Source organism: Ruegeria profundi (assembly GCF_049800715.1).
GTDB classification, from domain to species: Bacteria; Pseudomonadota; Alphaproteobacteria; order Rhodobacterales; family Rhodobacteraceae; genus Ruegeria; species Ruegeria profundi_A.
In genome coordinates this window covers 36404-51113 of record NZ_JBNAFO010000001.1, presented here as the reverse complement: position 1 = coordinate 51113, position 14710 = coordinate 36404, and the positions used below count along the sequence as shown (strand labels likewise).

Here is a 14710-nt window from a genome sequence, read left to right as displayed (position 1 = left end):
CCGGTCCACACCGGGGCTTTTTTCTTAGACAAAGATGATCACAGACTGCATTCCATCCACGATCAAATCGCCTTCTGTGTTCCAAACGCGCATGACCTGCGAACTATAGCCATCGCGGCCTGCAGTCAGTTGATGCTCCAGTAAAAACCAACCGTCGCGTGTTTGAAAATCCTCGGACAACACGTTGAAAATCCAGTTCATTGACGAATTTGGCCCGGGTTTCTTTAGCGTGGGGTAGATAGCTGGCGGTGGCAGGTCAGCGATTGAAATCAACCCCTCCGTCCTATTCCACATCCGAGGATCGTTGTGTCGGGCCCAAAGGCGCAGATACCCGCGATCTGCCCCCATGAAAGGCAATTCACCCTCGACCTTTCTGACGTCAAAGTTTGTAAGGAAAGGTATCGGCGGTCGTGGCAAATCTGGAGAGAAATAATACTCCGTCATCTCGGGCGAATCTGCGGGCTTGGCCGGGCAGTCGAACGCGACATGGCTGTCTTGCGCGCGGCCAAAGGAAAATGTCGCTTGCGCCGCAACACTGCCACCGATTTCGGCAAGAGCGTTGATGGTCGTCACATTGCGCCCCTCGCGCAAGATTTCCGTTCTGACTTGCGGCGCATCAATGATCGGCGCCGTGAAATTGACCAACGCCGATCTGAGGGGCGGTAGATCGGCGTGCCGATTGTAAACCGTTGACAACATTAAGGCTGACGAAAACCCACCGAATGTTGTGCGGCCTTGCTTCCAGTTCTTCGGTATTGGGTAGCTGAGGCAATCGTCTTGCGCCTCAGCGGCGCTGAGGACATCGAACAGGGATGGCTCGGACATGAGAACTTCACCTAGTAATTGGTGCGGCGAGGATAATACGGCTGAAGACGGAGGCCAGATGGACCTTACGTCATCGCCTAGTGTTCTTTGGATGAACCTGAAAACGCCCCCATCACGGGCCCGATGACTTTGGTTGCCAGGGGGATCAAGACCATCCCCCAGGCCAGACCAAAGATGCCGTCCATGGTCGCCTTGGCGATCCACTCCGCCGCGGCCTCCCACTGCGCGGAGACCGAATGACCAACCGCATAAGCCCAGTCATGGATATGATGCCCCAGCCAGCCAAAGCCCAGAACCTCCATCCCGTGGATGACGATGGACCCGCCCACCCACAGCATGGCCGCCGTTCCGACGATCGACAGGGTTTTCATCACTGTGGGCATGGCCTTGACCAATCCGCGCCCCAGACCTCGGCCCACCGGCGTCGGAGCGTTTCCGGCCAGATACAGCCCGACATCGTCCATCTTCACGATCAAGGCGACTGAGCCATAAACGGCCACCGTCACCCCAAGCCCGACAACAGCCAAAGTCGCCGCCTGCATCCACACATTCGGAGCCTCAATCGCGGCCAGCGCAATGGTCATGATCTCAGCCGACAGGATGAAATCCGTCTTGATCGCACCTTTGACCTTCTGTTCTTCAAGGTGGCCCGGATCGCGTACATCCATGTCCTTTTCAATGGCGTGGCTGCCATGTGGGAACAGAACGTGGAATATCTTCTCAGCCCCTTCAAAACACAGGTATGACCCGCCCAACATCAGTAAAGGCGTGATCAGCCACGGCGCGAAATTCGCAAGCAACAGTGCGACCGGCAGCAGCAGAATGAGTTTGTTGAAAACCGACCCACGGGCAATGCGCCAGATGATCGGCAACTCGCGCGCGGGCGCGAAGCCTTGGACATATTTTGGCGTAACCGCTGCGTCATCGATAATCACTCCGGCCGTTTTGGCTCCAGCCTTACCAGCAGCCGCCACGACATCATCCACCGAGGCCGCAGCCACCTTGGCGATCCCCGCCACATCATCCAAAAGGGCCAACAGTCCGCTCATCGCGTGTCCTTTCCTGTCACCTGCCGCAAACGGACCCTACCCGATCCAACAGCTAGCGCAAGCGTTAGCGCAATCTGCCCAGGTTTGCGCTAACACCTTAAAAATATGCCGCTTTTGCCCTTTTGAGATTCCGGTTTCAAGGCTATATGGCCTCAAACGCAAGCGCATTTGGAGACGTCACATGACCATCAAGGTCGGTATCAATGGTTTTGGCCGCATTGGCCGCTGTACCCTGTCGCACATTGCCGCCTCGGGCCGCAACGACATCGAAGTGATCAAAGTCAACGCCACCGGCCCGCTCGAAACATCGGCGCATCTGCTGAAGTATGACAGCATTCACGGCCGTTTCCCGCGCGAAGTATCGATTGAAGGCGACACCATGGATCTGGGCCGAGGCCCGATGCAGATGTTCTCGACCTACGACATGAACGAATTGGATTGGGAAGGCTGCGACGTCGTTCTGGAATGCACCGGCAAGTTCAACGACGGCACCAAGGCAAAAACCCACCTGGATCGCGGCACGCAGAAGGTTCTGCTGTCGGCCCCCGGCAAAAATGTCGACAAGACCATCGTGTTTGGCGTGAACCACAACACGCTGACCGCAAATGACAACATGGTCTCGAACGGCTCCTGCACCACGAACTGCCTTGCTCCGCTTGCCAAGGTTCTGGACGAAGGTGTCGGCATCGAACACGGTATCATGACCACCATTCACGCCTATACCGGCGACCAGCCGACACTGGATCGTCGCCACAGCGACCTGTACCGCGCTCGCGCGGCGGCGATGTCGATGATCCCGACCTCGACCGGTGCAGCGGCAGCCTTGGGCGAGGTTCTGCCAAATCTGAAAGGTCGTCTGGACGGCTCGGCAATCCGCGTCCCTACTCCAAATGTTTCGGCCGTAGACCTGAGCTTCCGCGCCTCGCGCGACGTGACCGTCGAAGAGATCAACGCAATCGTTGAAGAGGCCGCCAAAGGCCCGATGCAGCGCGTCCTGGGCTATGAGCCCGCGCCTCTGGTCTCGACCGATTTCAACCATACCGAGGAAAGCTCGATCTTTGCTCCTGACCAGACCCGCGTGGTGGATAACCGCATGGTCCGCGTGTTGGCGTGGTATGACAATGAATGGGGCTTCTCGGTTCGTATGGCCGATGTTGCCGTCGCCATGGGGCGCCTTAACTGATTACCCCATGATCGCTTGAACAGCTTCGCCCGCTCAGGTTATCTGAGCGGGCGTTTTTGTTCGGGGCCCTCATGACAAATCAAATCGCCATCTGGCTGGCGCTGCTGATCTTTGGCGCAATCATGCTTGACTATGCCCTGTTCGGGACCGAGCATTTTCTGTTCCTCGGCAAGAAACTTTACGACTTTCTCGACTGGCTCGCCTTCTGGCGCTGAGCAAGGTTTTACTTGACTTTCTCGCCGATCTCGCTTTGTTAGCGCTAACTCATTTCGAGCAGAGACTCTGACGGAGCAGGACATGACACTTAAACTGGCCATTAACGGATTTGGACGTATCGGGCGCGGAGTTTTGCGCGCGGTTATGGAGTCGGGACGGACCGACGTAGAAATCGTTGCGATCAACGATCTGGCCAAGCCGGAAATGAACGCCCATCTGTTCGAATTTGACAGCGTTCATGGCCGCTACTCCAAGCCCGTCACCCTGTCCGAGGCCGGTCTCGACGTTGGCGCGGGTCCGATCCGACTGACCAGCGAACGCGATCCCGAAGCGTTGGACTGGTCGGATGTCGATGTCGTGCTGGAATGCACCGGCGTATTCCGGACCCGGGAAGCGGCTGAGCGTCACCTGAAGAACGGCTCCAAGAAAGTCCTGATCTCCGCCCCGGCCCGTGGAGACGGCGGCGTCAAGACGATCGTATTTGGGGTGAACGACTCCGAACTGACCGCTGAGGACACGATCGTTTCGAATGCCTCATGCACAACCAACTGCCTGTCGCCTGTTGCTGCGGCGCTGGATGCCGGGTTGGGGATCGTGCATGGTAACATGACCACCGTTCACGCCTATACCGCAAGCCAGCCGGTACATGATACCGCAGGCAAAGACCCTTACCTGTCACGCGCGGCGGCTCTGTCGATGATCCCGACAACCACCGGTGCTGCCGCAGCTGTTGGTCTGGTTCTACCTCAGCTGGCGGGCAAGCTGACCGGTCAGGCGATCCGCGTGCCGACCCCGAATGTCTCGGTGGTTGATCTGGTGGCCGAAGTCTCTCGCCCAACGACCGAGGACGAGGTCAACGCCCTGTTTGTTGAGGCCGCTGCCAAAATCCCTGGCGTGCTGGCCGCAGAAAATCGACCGCTGATTTCGATCGATTTCAACCACGATGCCCATAGCTCGACCGTGTCGCTGGCGGAGACCAAGGTCACAGATGGCACGCTGGTGCGCGTGCTGGCATGGTATGACAACGAATGGGGTTTCTCGAACCGGATGCTGGACACAGCCGCCGCGATGGGCGCGTTATCCTAACCGCTCTTTAAGGGCCACATTCACGCTGGGCGTGACGAATTTCGACACGTCCCCGCCTAAACGCGCGATTTCTTTCACCAGTTTCGAAGCAATGGCCTGATGCCGCGCTTCGGCCATCAGGAACACGGTCTCGATGGAATCGTCTAGAGCCCGGTTCATGCCAACCATCTGGAATTCATACTCAAAATCAGCAACGGCCCGCAGCCCGCGCACGATGACCTGCGCGCCCACATCCCGCGCGCAGTCGATCAGCAAGTTCTCGAACGGATGTGCCACGATCTGGGTTCCGGTCTGTTCCGACAGATGCGCGCATTCCGCCTCAATCATGGCAACGCGTTCTTCCAGCGAGAACAAAGGCCCCTTGTCACGGTTGATGGCCACGCCGATCACCAGTTTGTCTACCAGCGCCGAGGCCCGACGGATGATGTCGATATGCCCCAAGGTGATCGGATCAAAAGTTCCGGGATAAAGGCCAACCCGCATCACGCTCTCCTGCGTTCAAAAACTGAACGATAGCAAACACAATCATGCTGCAGGTGCAAGAGGGCGTTATGCCCTGCCCCCCTCAATGCCCCATGATCATGCCTTGCAGGGCGTCTTTTTCCATTGCAAGCTCGGTCAGTTGCGCCTTGACCACGTCCCCGAGGGTGACGATGCCGACAAGCCTGCCATCCTCGACAATCGGCATGTGGCGGAACCGGCCTTCGGTCATGCGTGCCAGAATATCTTCGACCGATTCCTGTCGTGTCGCAGTGATCAGGTCTTTGGTCATATAGCTATCGACCGATTGGTTCAGGCACCCGCTGCCGCTGGCCGCCAGTTCTCGGACGATGTCGCGTTCGGACAGGATACCGATGGCCGTGCTGCCTCCGTCCTCTGAGACAACAACTGTACCGATGCGTCTTTCCGCCAGTATCTTCGCCGCCTCGGACACAGTCGCGGATGGAGCGACGGTCACCACCTCATCGGTGGCTTTGGATGTCAGAATGGCTTGAACGAGCATAAAAAAAACCTCCGGCAATAACGTACTGTTTTCCAAAGCGTTGCCGGAATGGTCATGTGTGTCAAGTTCCGGCTTCCGCCTCAAGCCGTGCAACTTCGTCGCGAATCCCACGGGTCAATGCCTGCGCAAAGCGGTTGAGGCGTTCGTTTCGCTGATCGCCCTGATGTCGAACCAGATGAAAGCTGCGGGTCAGACTGACTTGATCGGTCAACAACCTGCGCAGGTTCGGATGAAACGGAAGCGTGAAGTCATGCGCAACGCAGATCCCCGCCCCAAGCGCCGCCTGACGCAACTGAACCGGTACCGAATTCGACGCAAGCGCTACCCGGTCAATCCCCAGATCGTTGAGGTAGTCCAGCTCGCGATCAAATATCATATCAGGGATATAGCCAATCAAACGGTGGGCTTTCAGGTCCTCGACCGTCTGGATCGGGGCGTGTCGGTCCAGATAGTCCTGCGCCGCAACCAGATGCAGTTTGTAGTCGCTGACTTTTTGCACCAGCAGCTTGCCTGCGGTCGGAGAGCTGACCGTAACAGCCATATCCGCCTCACGCCGCGACAAGTTGATGATCCTCGGCAGCGCTAGGATTTGAATATCCAAATCCGGATTCGCGTCGCTGATCTTTGCACAGACCTGAGGCAACAGGTAGTTCGCCGAACCATCCGGAGCACCAATTCGAATCTGACCACTCAGCGACTCGGTCGACCCAACCACTGCGCCAGCGGCAGCGCGCATCGCCTCCTCGGCTTGCAGACCGTGATCCAGCAGGCGTTCTCCGGCTGTTGTTAAAATGTAGCCTTGTTGCGACTTAGTGAACAGCTGCGCGTCCAGACTGCCTTCTAACCGGGCGATCCTCCGGCCAACGGTAGCGGGGTCAATCTTGAGAATCCGCCCCGCTGACGACAGGCTTTCCTCACGCGCGACGGCAAGAAAAACGCGCATATCATCCCAATTTGGCGTCATCCCGCCCCCCTTGCATTTTTGCAAAGCTCTTTTGAGACATTGCCTCTGTTCAGGTTATTTCTGCAAGCCTATTCTGCGCGCAAACATATCGGAGGAGTTTGCAATGCAAGATCTGACTCATTTCATCAATGGCGAGAACGTGGCCGGAACCTCGGGCCGTTTTGATGACGTTTTCAATCCGGCAACGGGTGAAGTTCAGTACAAATGCCCAATGGCAAGTGCGGCCGAAACCACCGCCGCGATCGAGGCCGCCGCAGCCGCACAACCCGCATGGGGCGCGACCAACCCGCAGAAGCGCGCGCGCGTCATGATGGCCATGGTCGGCCTGATGAACCGCGACATGGACAAGCTGGCCGAAGCGCTGAGCCGTGAGCATGGCAAGACCATCCCCGACGCCAAGGGCGACCTGCAGCGTGGTCTGGAGGTGATCGAATACTGCATCGGCGCACCGCAAATGCTGAAAGGTGAGTTCACCGACAGCGCAGGTCCGGGTATCGACATGTACTCGATGCGCCAGCCTTTGGGTGTTGTCGGTTCGATCATGCCGTTCAACTTCCCGGCGATGATGCCTCTGTGGCACGTTGGTCCGGCGCTGGCCTGCGGCAACGCCGTGGTTCTGAAGCCGTCCGAGCGTGACCCCTCAGTTCCGCTGATGCTGGCCGAGTTGTTCATTGAGGCCGGTCTGCCCAAGGGTGTCTTTCAGGTCGTCAATGGCGACAAAGAGGCCGTGGACACTATCCTCGACAGCGAAATCATTCAGGGCGTCAGCTTTGTCGGCTCGACCCCGATCGCGCAATACATCTACAGCCGCGCGACGGCCAATGGCAAACGCGCGCAGTGTTTCGGCGGCGCCAAGAACCACATGATCGTCATGCCCGACGCGGATCTGGACCAAGCCGCAGACGCGCTGGTCGGTGCGGGCTTCGGTGCGGCGGGCGAACGCTGCATGGCGATCTCGGTTGCCGTTCCTGTGGGCGAAGAAACAGCGGACCGTCTGATCGAAAAACTGATCCCGCGCGTCGAAAAGCTGAAAGTCGGCCCCTACACAGCCGGAGACGACGTGGACATGGGCCCCGTTGTGACCGGAGCTGCAAAAGAGCGCATCCTCGGCCTGATCAACTCGGGCGTTGAGCAAGGCGCGAAGCTGGTCGTCGACAACCGCGATTTCAGCTTGCAGGGCTATGAGGACGGTTTCTTTGTCGGCCCGCACCTGTTCGACCACGTGACGCCAGACATGGATATCTACAAGCAGGAAATCTTCGGCCCGGTCCTGTCGACCGTTCGCGCAGGCTCCTACGAAGAGGCGATTGGCTTGGCAATGGACCACGAATACGGCAACGGCACCGCGATCTTCACGCGCGATGGTGACACTGCACGTGACTTCGCGAGCCGGATCAACATTGGCATGGTTGGCATCAATGTCCCGATCCCGGTTCCGCTGGCCTACCACACCTTTGGCGGCTGGAAGAAATCCATGTTCGGTGACCTAAACCAGCACGGCCCGGACAGCTTCAAATTCTACACTCGCACCAAGACTGTCACGGCCCGCTGGCCGTCGGGCATCAAGGAAGGTGGCGAGTTCAACTTCAAAGCGATGGACTGATCCAAAGCCAAATCTGCTCAAACCCGGCCGCTCTGGCCGGGTTTTTCATTGGCAGGGTTCCGCCAGAACCCTCCAAAACCCGGATTCTCACGATAAATTCAAACTGTAGAGGCTGGCAATTTGCGAGCCTGGCAAATATTTTCGGCGCAACTATATTTTCGAGCAGATTGAATCTCCGGAGGTCGCCTTGTCCAAATCCAACATGACTCGCCGTTCGGCCCTTTTGGGGGCTGCATCCGTTCTGGCCACTCCGGCCCTCGTCCGTGCGCAAAGTTCCGATGCGTTCCCGCAAAGCGAAGACGCGATCAGCACGCAACTGCCGGTACGCCGAAACGTCTCGTCCTTCTCGCAGCAGAACTGGCAAGACCATTTTGATCAGTTGGGTGCGGGCTGCCTGTTGGCCGACATCACTAGCCGCGCGGTTCACTATTGGGGACCGGACGGGACTTATAAACTGTATCCCAGTTCGGTTCCGATGAGTGAAGAGCTGACGAGGCGCGGCTACACAAAGGTTGTCCGCAAGGCCGAATACCCGACATGGACGCCAACCGCCTCGATGCGGGAACGTGATCCGTCTCTGCCCGTTCGGATGGAGGGTGGTGACCCCGGCAACCCGCTGGGAACGCGCGCGATGTATCTGGGCTGGCCAGCTTATCTGGTCCATGGAACCCACGACACCCGCAAGATCGGACGGCAGAGTTCCTCCGGCTGTATAGGCCTTTACAACCAACATGTGGAAGAGCTGTACCCGCTGGTCCAAATCGGTACGCAGGTACGTTTGGTCTGAGGTTCAAAACCCAGGAACAGCAAAGCCCCGGCCATCAGGTCCGGGGCTTTTTGTTTAGCGGGGCGCCAAAGTTATTCGGGCAGAATAACCTCATCGACCACATGGATAACGCCATTGCTGGCTTCGATGTCGGCCTGCACCACATCAGCGCCATTCACGCGGACTCCATTTTTAGCGTTGACGCTCAGGCGATCGCCCTGAACGGTCAGAACCTTCGCGCGCTTGCCAGCGATATCGCCCGACATCACTTTGGCAGGTACGACGTGGTAGGTCAGAATCTCAACCAGTTTGTCCTTGTTTTCCGGCAGCAGCAGGCTTTCCACCGTGCCTTCGGGCAGAGCAGCAAACGCCTCATCCGTCGGTGCGAAAACGGTGAACGGACCGTTGCCCTTCAGCGTGTCGACCAGACCGGCGGCCTGAACGGCTGCGACCAGTGTGGTGAACGATCCCGCAGATACGGCGGTGTCAACGATGTCAGCTGCCTGAGCCTTGATCGGCATGGCAAGTGCAACGGCGGCGGCAGCGCCCATCAATGTGCGACGAAACATGGCTGTCTTCTCCTCTCCAGCTTGTTATGGAAAGGGTTACGGCGCATGCTTCGCACCGGATCACTTTAGGATCACTGTTCTTTGATCTGAACCCAGATACTTTGGGCCCGACCATCGTTCAGAAACGGCAGCGCCTCACACGCATCGGGGCGGTCCTGTTGCAGATAATATCCCGGCCAAAGCATTGAAAACGCTCCAGATTGCAGAAGGGCGTGCAACATGTACTGCTCACCCCAACCTGGACAGTCGTAGAAAAAACGCTTGGGATATTCGTAAGGTAAAAAAACATCATGCACGTGAATGACAACGCCCGGTTTCAGCGTCGGGATGATGCGGCAGAACAGATGCGCGACGTCATTGCTCATCCTGACAACATGGCTGGAATCGATGAACAGAACGTCACCGGCCTCAAGCTGTTCGAACAGAGCCGGATCTACCTCCTCCAGCCGTTTTTGTTCGAACGCATCGACCACATGAGCGATATCCGCCCGCGGGTACGGGTCGATGGCTGTGATTTGCGTGTCCAACCCTCCGTCAAGGATGGCTTGCCGCGTCACGCGGGTTGAGTTTCCGCAGCCGACCTCGATCACACGTTTCGGTTTGAACCTGCGGATCATCAGATACAGAGCGTCAGCATCGGGGCTATCGTAATAGCCGTTGCCCAGCCGGTATCCCGTCTGGTTCCGGGCCGGGTCCTTAAGGGCCTCCAGCGCCTCCTTATGTTGGCCGTATTCGGCGACCAATTCGGCGATGTCGAAATTTTCCATCCCCGGTGACAGCGCGTAAGCCGGGCGCTCCAGCCCGCCTGCCCGCTCGAACGCCTCCAACCGGGCGCGTTCGTCCTGTTCGGTCACCTTGTCGACCAGCTTCACCCCCAGCTCATCAAGGGCTGCGTTGATCTGCGGGAATTTTCTGGGTTTCACGAGGCCGGCTCCGTTATCGCATTGCTGCCCGTTCCTTAGCGCTGCTTGAGGTCGCTCCGCAAGCGGCGCAGCGGCAAACCCTTGGCAAAACGTTGATTTACGTATTCACTGATTGCATTGGAAAACGGCAGGTAGGCCCATGCAACAAGATTTCACGATCGGCATTGAAGAAGAATATCTGCTGGTCGACCGCGACAGCCTGCATCTGGCCGAAGCTCCCGCCGCATTGATGGAGGCCTGCCAGGCCGATTTCGAAGGGCAGGTCAGCCCTGAATTCCTGCAGTGTCAGATCGAAGTTGGTACCCGTCCACACACGACCGTCAAAAGCGCGCGCGAAGATCTCAGGCGTCTGCGCTCTTGTGTTTCAAAGCGGGCCGCCGAGTATAACCTCAGCCCGATCGCCGTGTCCTGCCATCCGTTTGCCGATTGGAAAAAACAGCACCACACACGGAAAGAGCGTTACGACGCGCTGCAACACGCTTTGGGCGGCGTTGCACGGCGGATGCTGATTTGCGGGATGCATGTGCATGTGGGGGTCGAGGACCCGGCCCTACGCGCAGACCTGATGCCGCAACTCAGTTACTTCCTACCCCATCTGCTGGCGCTTTCGGCGTCCTCCCCGTTCTGGAATGGCGAGGATACGGGGCTTTCCTCCTATCGCCTGACAGTGTTCGACAATCTACCGCGTACGGGATTGCCGCCGGTCTACAACAGTTGGAGCGAATACGAACGCACAACCGGCGTCCTGGTCGAGCTTGGCGTGATCGAAGACACCTCGAAAATATGGTGGGATCTGCGCCCCTCACATCGGTTCCCGACGCTGGAAACCCGGATTATGGACGTCCAGCCGCGGCTTGAGCACACCTTATCGCTGGCCGCCCTCGTGCAGGCGCTGACCCGTATGCTGTGTCGCCTCAAGGCCCGCAATCTGCGCTGGCGGCAATATGACCGGTTCCTGATCGGTGAGAACCGCTGGCGCGCGCAACGCTATGGGGTCGGCGAAGGGCTGATTGATTTTGGGGATCGGTCGATCAAACCCATGGCCGAGCTGATCGGCGAACTCATGGGAATGTTGGCTGAAGATGCTGAGGCGTTGGGGACCATGACCGAACTCGCCCGCCTGCGTCAGATCGCCGAGACAGGCACCTCCGCCACTCGCCAACGTCGCGTCCATGCCGAAGCCGTCGCGAAGGGTGAAGACCCCGGCCAAGCCGTTGTCCGCCATCTGATCGAAGAGTTTCACGCGGACCTCTAGCGAACTCTACACTTAAACAGCTCTCAGGATTGCTCATCCTGAAATAGTTCTGTAACGATTGCGAAATAAACAATCGTTCAATTCTTTGCCTGTGGGAGGGTGCGCAATGGATTTCGGGCTGACCGAGGAACAAACGGCCATTTTCGATATGGCCTATGGATTTGGGCAGGACAACATCGCCCCATTCGCCCGCCAGTGGGAGGCAGAAGGCACAATCCCCAAAGAGCTTTGGCCCCGTATCGGAGAGCTTGGCTTTGGCGCGCTCTACGTCTCGGAAGACAGCGGCGGCGCAGACCTCAGCCGTCTCGACGCAACCCTCGTGTTCGAGGCGCTGTCCATGGCTTGCCCCTCGGTCGCGGCGTTCCTGTCGATCCACAATATGTGCGCCAAGATGCTGGACAGTTTCGCCGGTGATGAGCTGAAATCGCGAGTCATGCCAGATGTGCTAAGCCTGAACACAGTTCTGAGTTACTGCCTGACCGAACCCGGCTCCGGCTCGGACGCCGCCGCACTGAAGACGCGGGCTGAGCGCACGAACGAGGGCTACACGCTGAACGGCACCAAGGCCTTTATCTCAGGTGGTGGGTATTCGGATGCATATGTCTGCATGGTCCGCACGGGCACGGAAGGTCCAAAAGGAATCTCGACCGTCTATGTCGAAGACGGCACGCCGGGTCTGAGCTTTGGAGCGCTGGAACAGAAGATGGGCTGGAAAAGCCAACCCACCGCGCAGGTCCAGTTCGACGATTGCAACATTCCTGCAGGCAATCTGGTCGGCACTGAAGGGGACGGTTTCAAATACGCCATGATGGGCCTTGATGGAGGACGTCTGAACATCGCCTCCTGCTCGCTTGGGGCTGCGCAGGCTGGATTGAACATGACCCTGCAATATATGTCTGAACGGAAGGCATTCGGCCAATCCATCGACCAGTTCCAGGCTCTGCAATTCCGCCTGGCCGATATGGAGATCGAACTACAGGCCGCGCGCACCTTCCTGCGACAGGCCGCCTGGAAACTGGATCAAGGCGCGCCGGATGCGTCGAAATTCTGCGCTATGGCCAAGAAATTCGTGACCGAGACCGGCTCAAATGTTGTGGATCAATGTCTACAACTGCATGGCGGCTATGGCTATCTTGCCGATTATGGCATCGAAAAACTTGTGCGCGACCTGCGGGTGCATCAAATACTCGAAGGCACAAACGAAATCATGCGCGTGATCGTGGCGCGCCACCTGCTGGCCGGAACCTGAGGGGATCATGCCTGACATCGACATTCGCACGACCGGTCGCGCCGGGCGCATCACCCTGACCCGCCCAAAGGCATTGAACGCCCTGAGCTATGAGATGTGCATGGCCATCGACACCGCCCTGCGCAACTGGCGCGAAGACGACGAGGTCGACCTGATCATCCTCGACGCCGAGGGCGACAAAGCCTTTTGCGCAGGCGGCGACATTGCCAAACTCTATGAAACCGGACTCGCAGGGGATTTCTCACACGGGCAAACCTTCTGGCGCGATGAATATCGCCTGAATGCACTGATCTTTGCATACCCCAAACCGATCATCAGCTTTCTGCAGGGTTTCACCATGGGCGGCGGTGTCGGTGTCGGGTGCCACGGAACCCATCGCGTGGTCGGAGAGACGTCGAAAATCTCGATGCCGGAATGCGCGATCGGACTGGTTCCGGATGTCGGCGGCTCGTTGATGTTGGCCTTGGCACCAGGGCGGCTGGGCGAATATCTGGGCCTCACCGCCTTCCGGATGGGACCGGCGGATGCCATTTACGCTGGTTTCGCCGATCACTTTATCCCTCAGACCACGTGGCCGGACCTGATCGAACTGCTTGAGGCGTCTGGTAATGCCGAACTGGTCACCGACCACGCCCAACCCGCACCTGACGGGAAATTGCAGCAAATGCAGCCCGGGATCGACCAGTATTTTGCCGGCGAGACACTTGAGGATGTCCTCATCAACCTTCGCTCCGAGGATACTGATTTCACGTCGAAAACCATGGAAATGATGGGTCAGCATGCCCCGCTCTCCATGGCCTGCACGGTCGAGATGATCCACCGCCTGCGCGGCCCGTCCCTGACCATGCACCGTGCATTGGATATGGAGTATCGCTTCACCTATCGCGCACAGGAACACGGAGATCTCATCGAAGGTATCCGCGCGCTGATCATAGATAGGGATCGTAGCCCAAGCTGGCAGTACCCGGATATGAAAGTACCCGCTGTCGCGGTGTCAAAAATGCTGCAACCGCTTGGCGCGAACGCACTGACTTTTCAGGAGGATTAAGAGATGCAAATCGGTTTTATCGGCTTGGGCAATATGGGCGCGCCGATGGCGACCAACCTTGCGAAGGCCGGGCATCAGGTGACAGGTTTTGACACGGCGGACGTTCGAATTGATGGCGTGACGCAAGCGCAAGCCGCAACCGAGGCCGTCTCGGGCGCTGATGCCGTCATCACAATGCTGCCGAACGGCGACATCCTACGCGCGGTCGCCAACCAGATCATCCCGGCCATGCAACAGGGCGCGGTGTTGATAGACTGTTCGACTGTCGATGTAGACAGCGCCCGAGCCGTGGCAGAGCAAGCCATCGCGGCTCAGCTACTGTCCGTGGACGCGCCGGTCTCCGGCGGAATCGGAGGGGCCTCGGCCGGTACCCTGACCTTCATGGCTGGCGGATCATCCGACGCCTTTGCCAAAGCCGCTCCCCTGTTTGACATCATGGGGCAAAAAGCCGTGCATTGCGGTGAGGCAGGTGCCGGTCAGGCGGCAAAAATCTGCAACAACATGATCCTTGGCGTCACCATGATCGCAACCTGTGAAGCCTTCGCCTTGGCCGACAAACTGGGTCTGGACCGGCAAAAGATGTTCGACGTGGTCAGCACGTCCTCCGGCTATAGCTGGACCATGAACGCCTATTGCCCCGCCCCCGGAGTCGGCCCCACCAGCCCTGCGGATAACGACTATCAGCCGGGCTTCGCCGCCGAGTTGATGCTGAAAGACCTGCGCCTCAGCCAGCAAGCTGCCGAAAGCGCCGATGCCGACACCCCGATGGGCCAAGCCGCAACTGCGCTCTATCAGCAGTTCGTCGAGTCCGAAGGGGGATTGGGCCAGGATTTCTCAGCCATGCTGCCCAGATTTGAAAAACGTAGCCGAGAATAAGGCACGCGAGAAAAAAGAACAAAGATCCTTCATTCATCTGGCTAAAAAATATCGCGGAGCGCGAGGCAGAGCCTCGCAAAAAATCGTGTCGCAGC

The 14710-nt window shown here is 58.3% G+C and carries 16 protein-coding genes; 9 read left to right on the top strand and 7 right to left on the bottom strand.

Annotated elements, in window-relative coordinates; all coding sequences use genetic code 11:
• Positions 1-24: 24 nt before the first annotated feature.
• Positions 25-825, bottom strand: coding sequence for an acyl-CoA thioesterase (locus ACP15L_RS00265; protein WP_425082712.1), 801 nt, complete (start codon positions 823-825; stop codon positions 25-27).
• A gap of 77 nt (positions 826-902) precedes the next feature.
• On the bottom strand, positions 903-1874 hold the full coding sequence (locus ACP15L_RS00260; RefSeq protein WP_170373605.1) for a DUF808 domain-containing protein: 972 nt from the start codon (positions 1872-1874) through the stop codon (positions 903-905).
• A gap of 181 nt (positions 1875-2055) precedes the next feature.
• Here ACP15L_RS00260 and gap (ACP15L_RS00255) point away from each other — a divergent pair, with 181 nt between their 5' ends.
• The 3 genes from gap (ACP15L_RS00255) to gap (ACP15L_RS00245) all read left to right on the top strand — a co-directional run bounded on the left by gap (ACP15L_RS00255) (position 2056) and on the right by gap (ACP15L_RS00245) (position 4359).
• Positions 2056-3057 (top strand): type I glyceraldehyde-3-phosphate dehydrogenase, encoded by a 1002-nt coding sequence (gap, locus tag ACP15L_RS00255; RefSeq protein WP_425082711.1) that lies wholly within the window; start codon positions 2056-2058, stop codon positions 3055-3057.
• A 71-nt stretch (positions 3058-3128) separates the two neighbouring features.
• Complete coding sequence (locus ACP15L_RS00250; RefSeq protein WP_425082710.1) at positions 3129-3272, top strand: hypothetical protein; 144 nt, start codon at positions 3129-3131, stop codon at positions 3270-3272.
• 82 nt (positions 3273-3354) lie between these two features.
• Positions 3355-4359 (top strand): type I glyceraldehyde-3-phosphate dehydrogenase, encoded by a 1005-nt coding sequence (gap, locus tag ACP15L_RS00245; RefSeq protein WP_425082709.1) that lies wholly within the window; start codon positions 3355-3357, stop codon positions 4357-4359.
• On the opposite strand, the gene coaD is transcribed toward gap (ACP15L_RS00245), so the two are convergent.
• From coaD to ACP15L_RS00230, 3 genes are all read right to left on the bottom strand, one after another.
• The gene (gene coaD, locus ACP15L_RS00240) at positions 4351-4842 is read right to left on the bottom strand and encodes a pantetheine-phosphate adenylyltransferase (protein WP_425082708.1); all 492 of its coding nucleotides are present in this window, start codon (positions 4840-4842) and stop codon (positions 4351-4353) included. The genes gap (ACP15L_RS00245) and coaD overlap by 9 nt on opposite strands.
• Positions 4843-4924: 82 nt before the next feature.
• Positions 4925-5362 carry a CBS domain-containing protein gene (locus ACP15L_RS00235; RefSeq protein ID WP_170548990.1) on the bottom strand — a complete coding sequence of 146 codons (438 nt, stop codon included), beginning with the start codon at positions 5360-5362 and terminating at the stop codon, positions 4925-4927.
• Positions 5363-5423: 61 nt separating this feature from the next.
• Positions 5424-6326: a LysR family transcriptional regulator gene (locus ACP15L_RS00230; RefSeq protein WP_170373599.1), complete on the bottom strand. Its 903-nt coding sequence runs from the start codon at positions 6324-6326 to the stop codon at positions 5424-5426.
• Between the two features lie 103 nt (positions 6327-6429).
• On the opposite strand from ACP15L_RS00230, the gene ACP15L_RS00225 reads away from it, so the two are divergent.
• On the top strand, positions 6430-7929 hold the full coding sequence (locus tag ACP15L_RS00225; RefSeq protein WP_170467131.1) for a CoA-acylating methylmalonate-semialdehyde dehydrogenase: 1500 nt from the start codon (positions 6430-6432) through the stop codon (positions 7927-7929).
• A gap of 202 nt (positions 7930-8131) precedes the next feature.
• Complete coding sequence (locus tag ACP15L_RS00220; RefSeq protein WP_170641445.1) at positions 8132-8716, top strand: L,D-transpeptidase; 585 nt, start codon at positions 8132-8134, stop codon at positions 8714-8716.
• Positions 8717-8787: 71 nt separating this feature from the next.
• Here the strand turns inward: ACP15L_RS00220 and ACP15L_RS00215 are convergent, their stop codons facing one another.
• The gene (locus ACP15L_RS00215; RefSeq protein WP_170373597.1) at positions 8788-9264 is read right to left on the bottom strand and encodes a fasciclin domain-containing protein; all 477 of its coding nucleotides are present in this window, start codon (positions 9262-9264) and stop codon (positions 8788-8790) included.
• A gap of 71 nt (positions 9265-9335) precedes the next feature.
• Entirely contained in the window at positions 9336-10187 is an 852-nt protein-coding gene (locus ACP15L_RS00210) for a class I SAM-dependent methyltransferase (protein WP_425082707.1), read from the bottom strand.
• Between the two features lie 139 nt (positions 10188-10326).
• Here ACP15L_RS00210 and ACP15L_RS00205 point away from each other — a divergent pair, with 139 nt between their 5' ends.
• The 4 genes from ACP15L_RS00205 to mmsB all read left to right on the top strand — a co-directional run bounded on the left by ACP15L_RS00205 (position 10327) and on the right by mmsB (position 14615).
• A complete protein-coding gene (locus ACP15L_RS00205) occupies positions 10327-11442 on the top strand; it encodes a carboxylate-amine ligase (RefSeq protein ID WP_170675973.1) in 1116 nt (371 codons plus the stop codon).
• A 106-nt stretch (positions 11443-11548) separates the two neighbouring features.
• The gene (locus ACP15L_RS00200) at positions 11549-12691 is read left to right on the top strand and encodes an acyl-CoA dehydrogenase family protein (RefSeq protein ID WP_425082706.1); all 1143 of its coding nucleotides are present in this window, start codon (positions 11549-11551) and stop codon (positions 12689-12691) included.
• A 7-nt stretch (positions 12692-12698) separates the two neighbouring features.
• A complete protein-coding gene (locus tag ACP15L_RS00195; RefSeq protein WP_425082705.1) occupies positions 12699-13739 on the top strand; it encodes an enoyl-CoA hydratase/isomerase family protein in 1041 nt (346 codons plus the stop codon).
• A gap of 3 nt (positions 13740-13742) precedes the next feature.
• Entirely contained in the window at positions 13743-14615 is an 873-nt protein-coding gene (gene mmsB / locus ACP15L_RS00190; protein ID WP_425082704.1) for a 3-hydroxyisobutyrate dehydrogenase, read from the top strand.
• Positions 14616-14710 lie beyond the last annotated feature (95 nt).

Excerpts from the sequence above, each read along its gene's own strand:
- ACP15L_RS00265 (WP_425082712.1), bottom strand. The coding sequence starts at position 825 with ATGTCCGAGCCATCCCTGTTCGATGTCCTCAGCGCCGCTGAGGCGCAA.
- ACP15L_RS00260 (WP_170373605.1), bottom strand. The coding sequence starts at position 1,874 with ATGAGCGGACTGTTGGCCCTTTTGGATGATGTGGCGGGGATCGCCAAG.
- gap (WP_425082711.1), top strand. The coding sequence starts at position 2,056 with ATGACCATCAAGGTCGGTATCAATGGTTTTGGCCGCATTGGCCGCTGT.
- ACP15L_RS00250 (WP_425082710.1), top strand. The coding sequence starts at position 3,129 with ATGACAAATCAAATCGCCATCTGGCTGGCGCTGCTGATCTTTGGCGCA.
- gap (WP_425082709.1), top strand. The coding sequence starts at position 3,355 with ATGACACTTAAACTGGCCATTAACGGATTTGGACGTATCGGGCGCGGA.
- coaD (WP_425082708.1), bottom strand. The coding sequence starts at position 4,842 with ATGCGGGTTGGCCTTTATCCCGGAACTTTTGATCCGATCACCTTGGGG.
- ACP15L_RS00235 (WP_170548990.1), bottom strand. The coding sequence starts at position 5,362 with ATGCTCGTTCAAGCCATTCTGACATCCAAAGCCACCGATGAGGTGGTG.
- ACP15L_RS00230 (WP_170373599.1), bottom strand. The coding sequence starts at position 6,326 with ATGACGCCAAATTGGGATGATATGCGCGTTTTTCTTGCCGTCGCGCGT.
- ACP15L_RS00225 (WP_170467131.1), top strand. The coding sequence starts at position 6,430 with ATGCAAGATCTGACTCATTTCATCAATGGCGAGAACGTGGCCGGAACC.
- ACP15L_RS00220 (WP_170641445.1), top strand. The coding sequence starts at position 8,132 with ATGACTCGCCGTTCGGCCCTTTTGGGGGCTGCATCCGTTCTGGCCACT.
- ACP15L_RS00215 (WP_170373597.1), bottom strand. The coding sequence starts at position 9,264 with ATGTTTCGTCGCACATTGATGGGCGCTGCCGCCGCCGTTGCACTTGCC.
- ACP15L_RS00205 (WP_170675973.1), top strand. The coding sequence starts at position 10,327 with ATGCAACAAGATTTCACGATCGGCATTGAAGAAGAATATCTGCTGGTC.
- ACP15L_RS00200 (WP_425082706.1), top strand. The coding sequence starts at position 11,549 with ATGGATTTCGGGCTGACCGAGGAACAAACGGCCATTTTCGATATGGCC.
- ACP15L_RS00195 (WP_425082705.1), top strand. The coding sequence starts at position 12,699 with ATGCCTGACATCGACATTCGCACGACCGGTCGCGCCGGGCGCATCACC.
- mmsB (WP_425082704.1), top strand. The coding sequence starts at position 13,743 with ATGCAAATCGGTTTTATCGGCTTGGGCAATATGGGCGCGCCGATGGCG.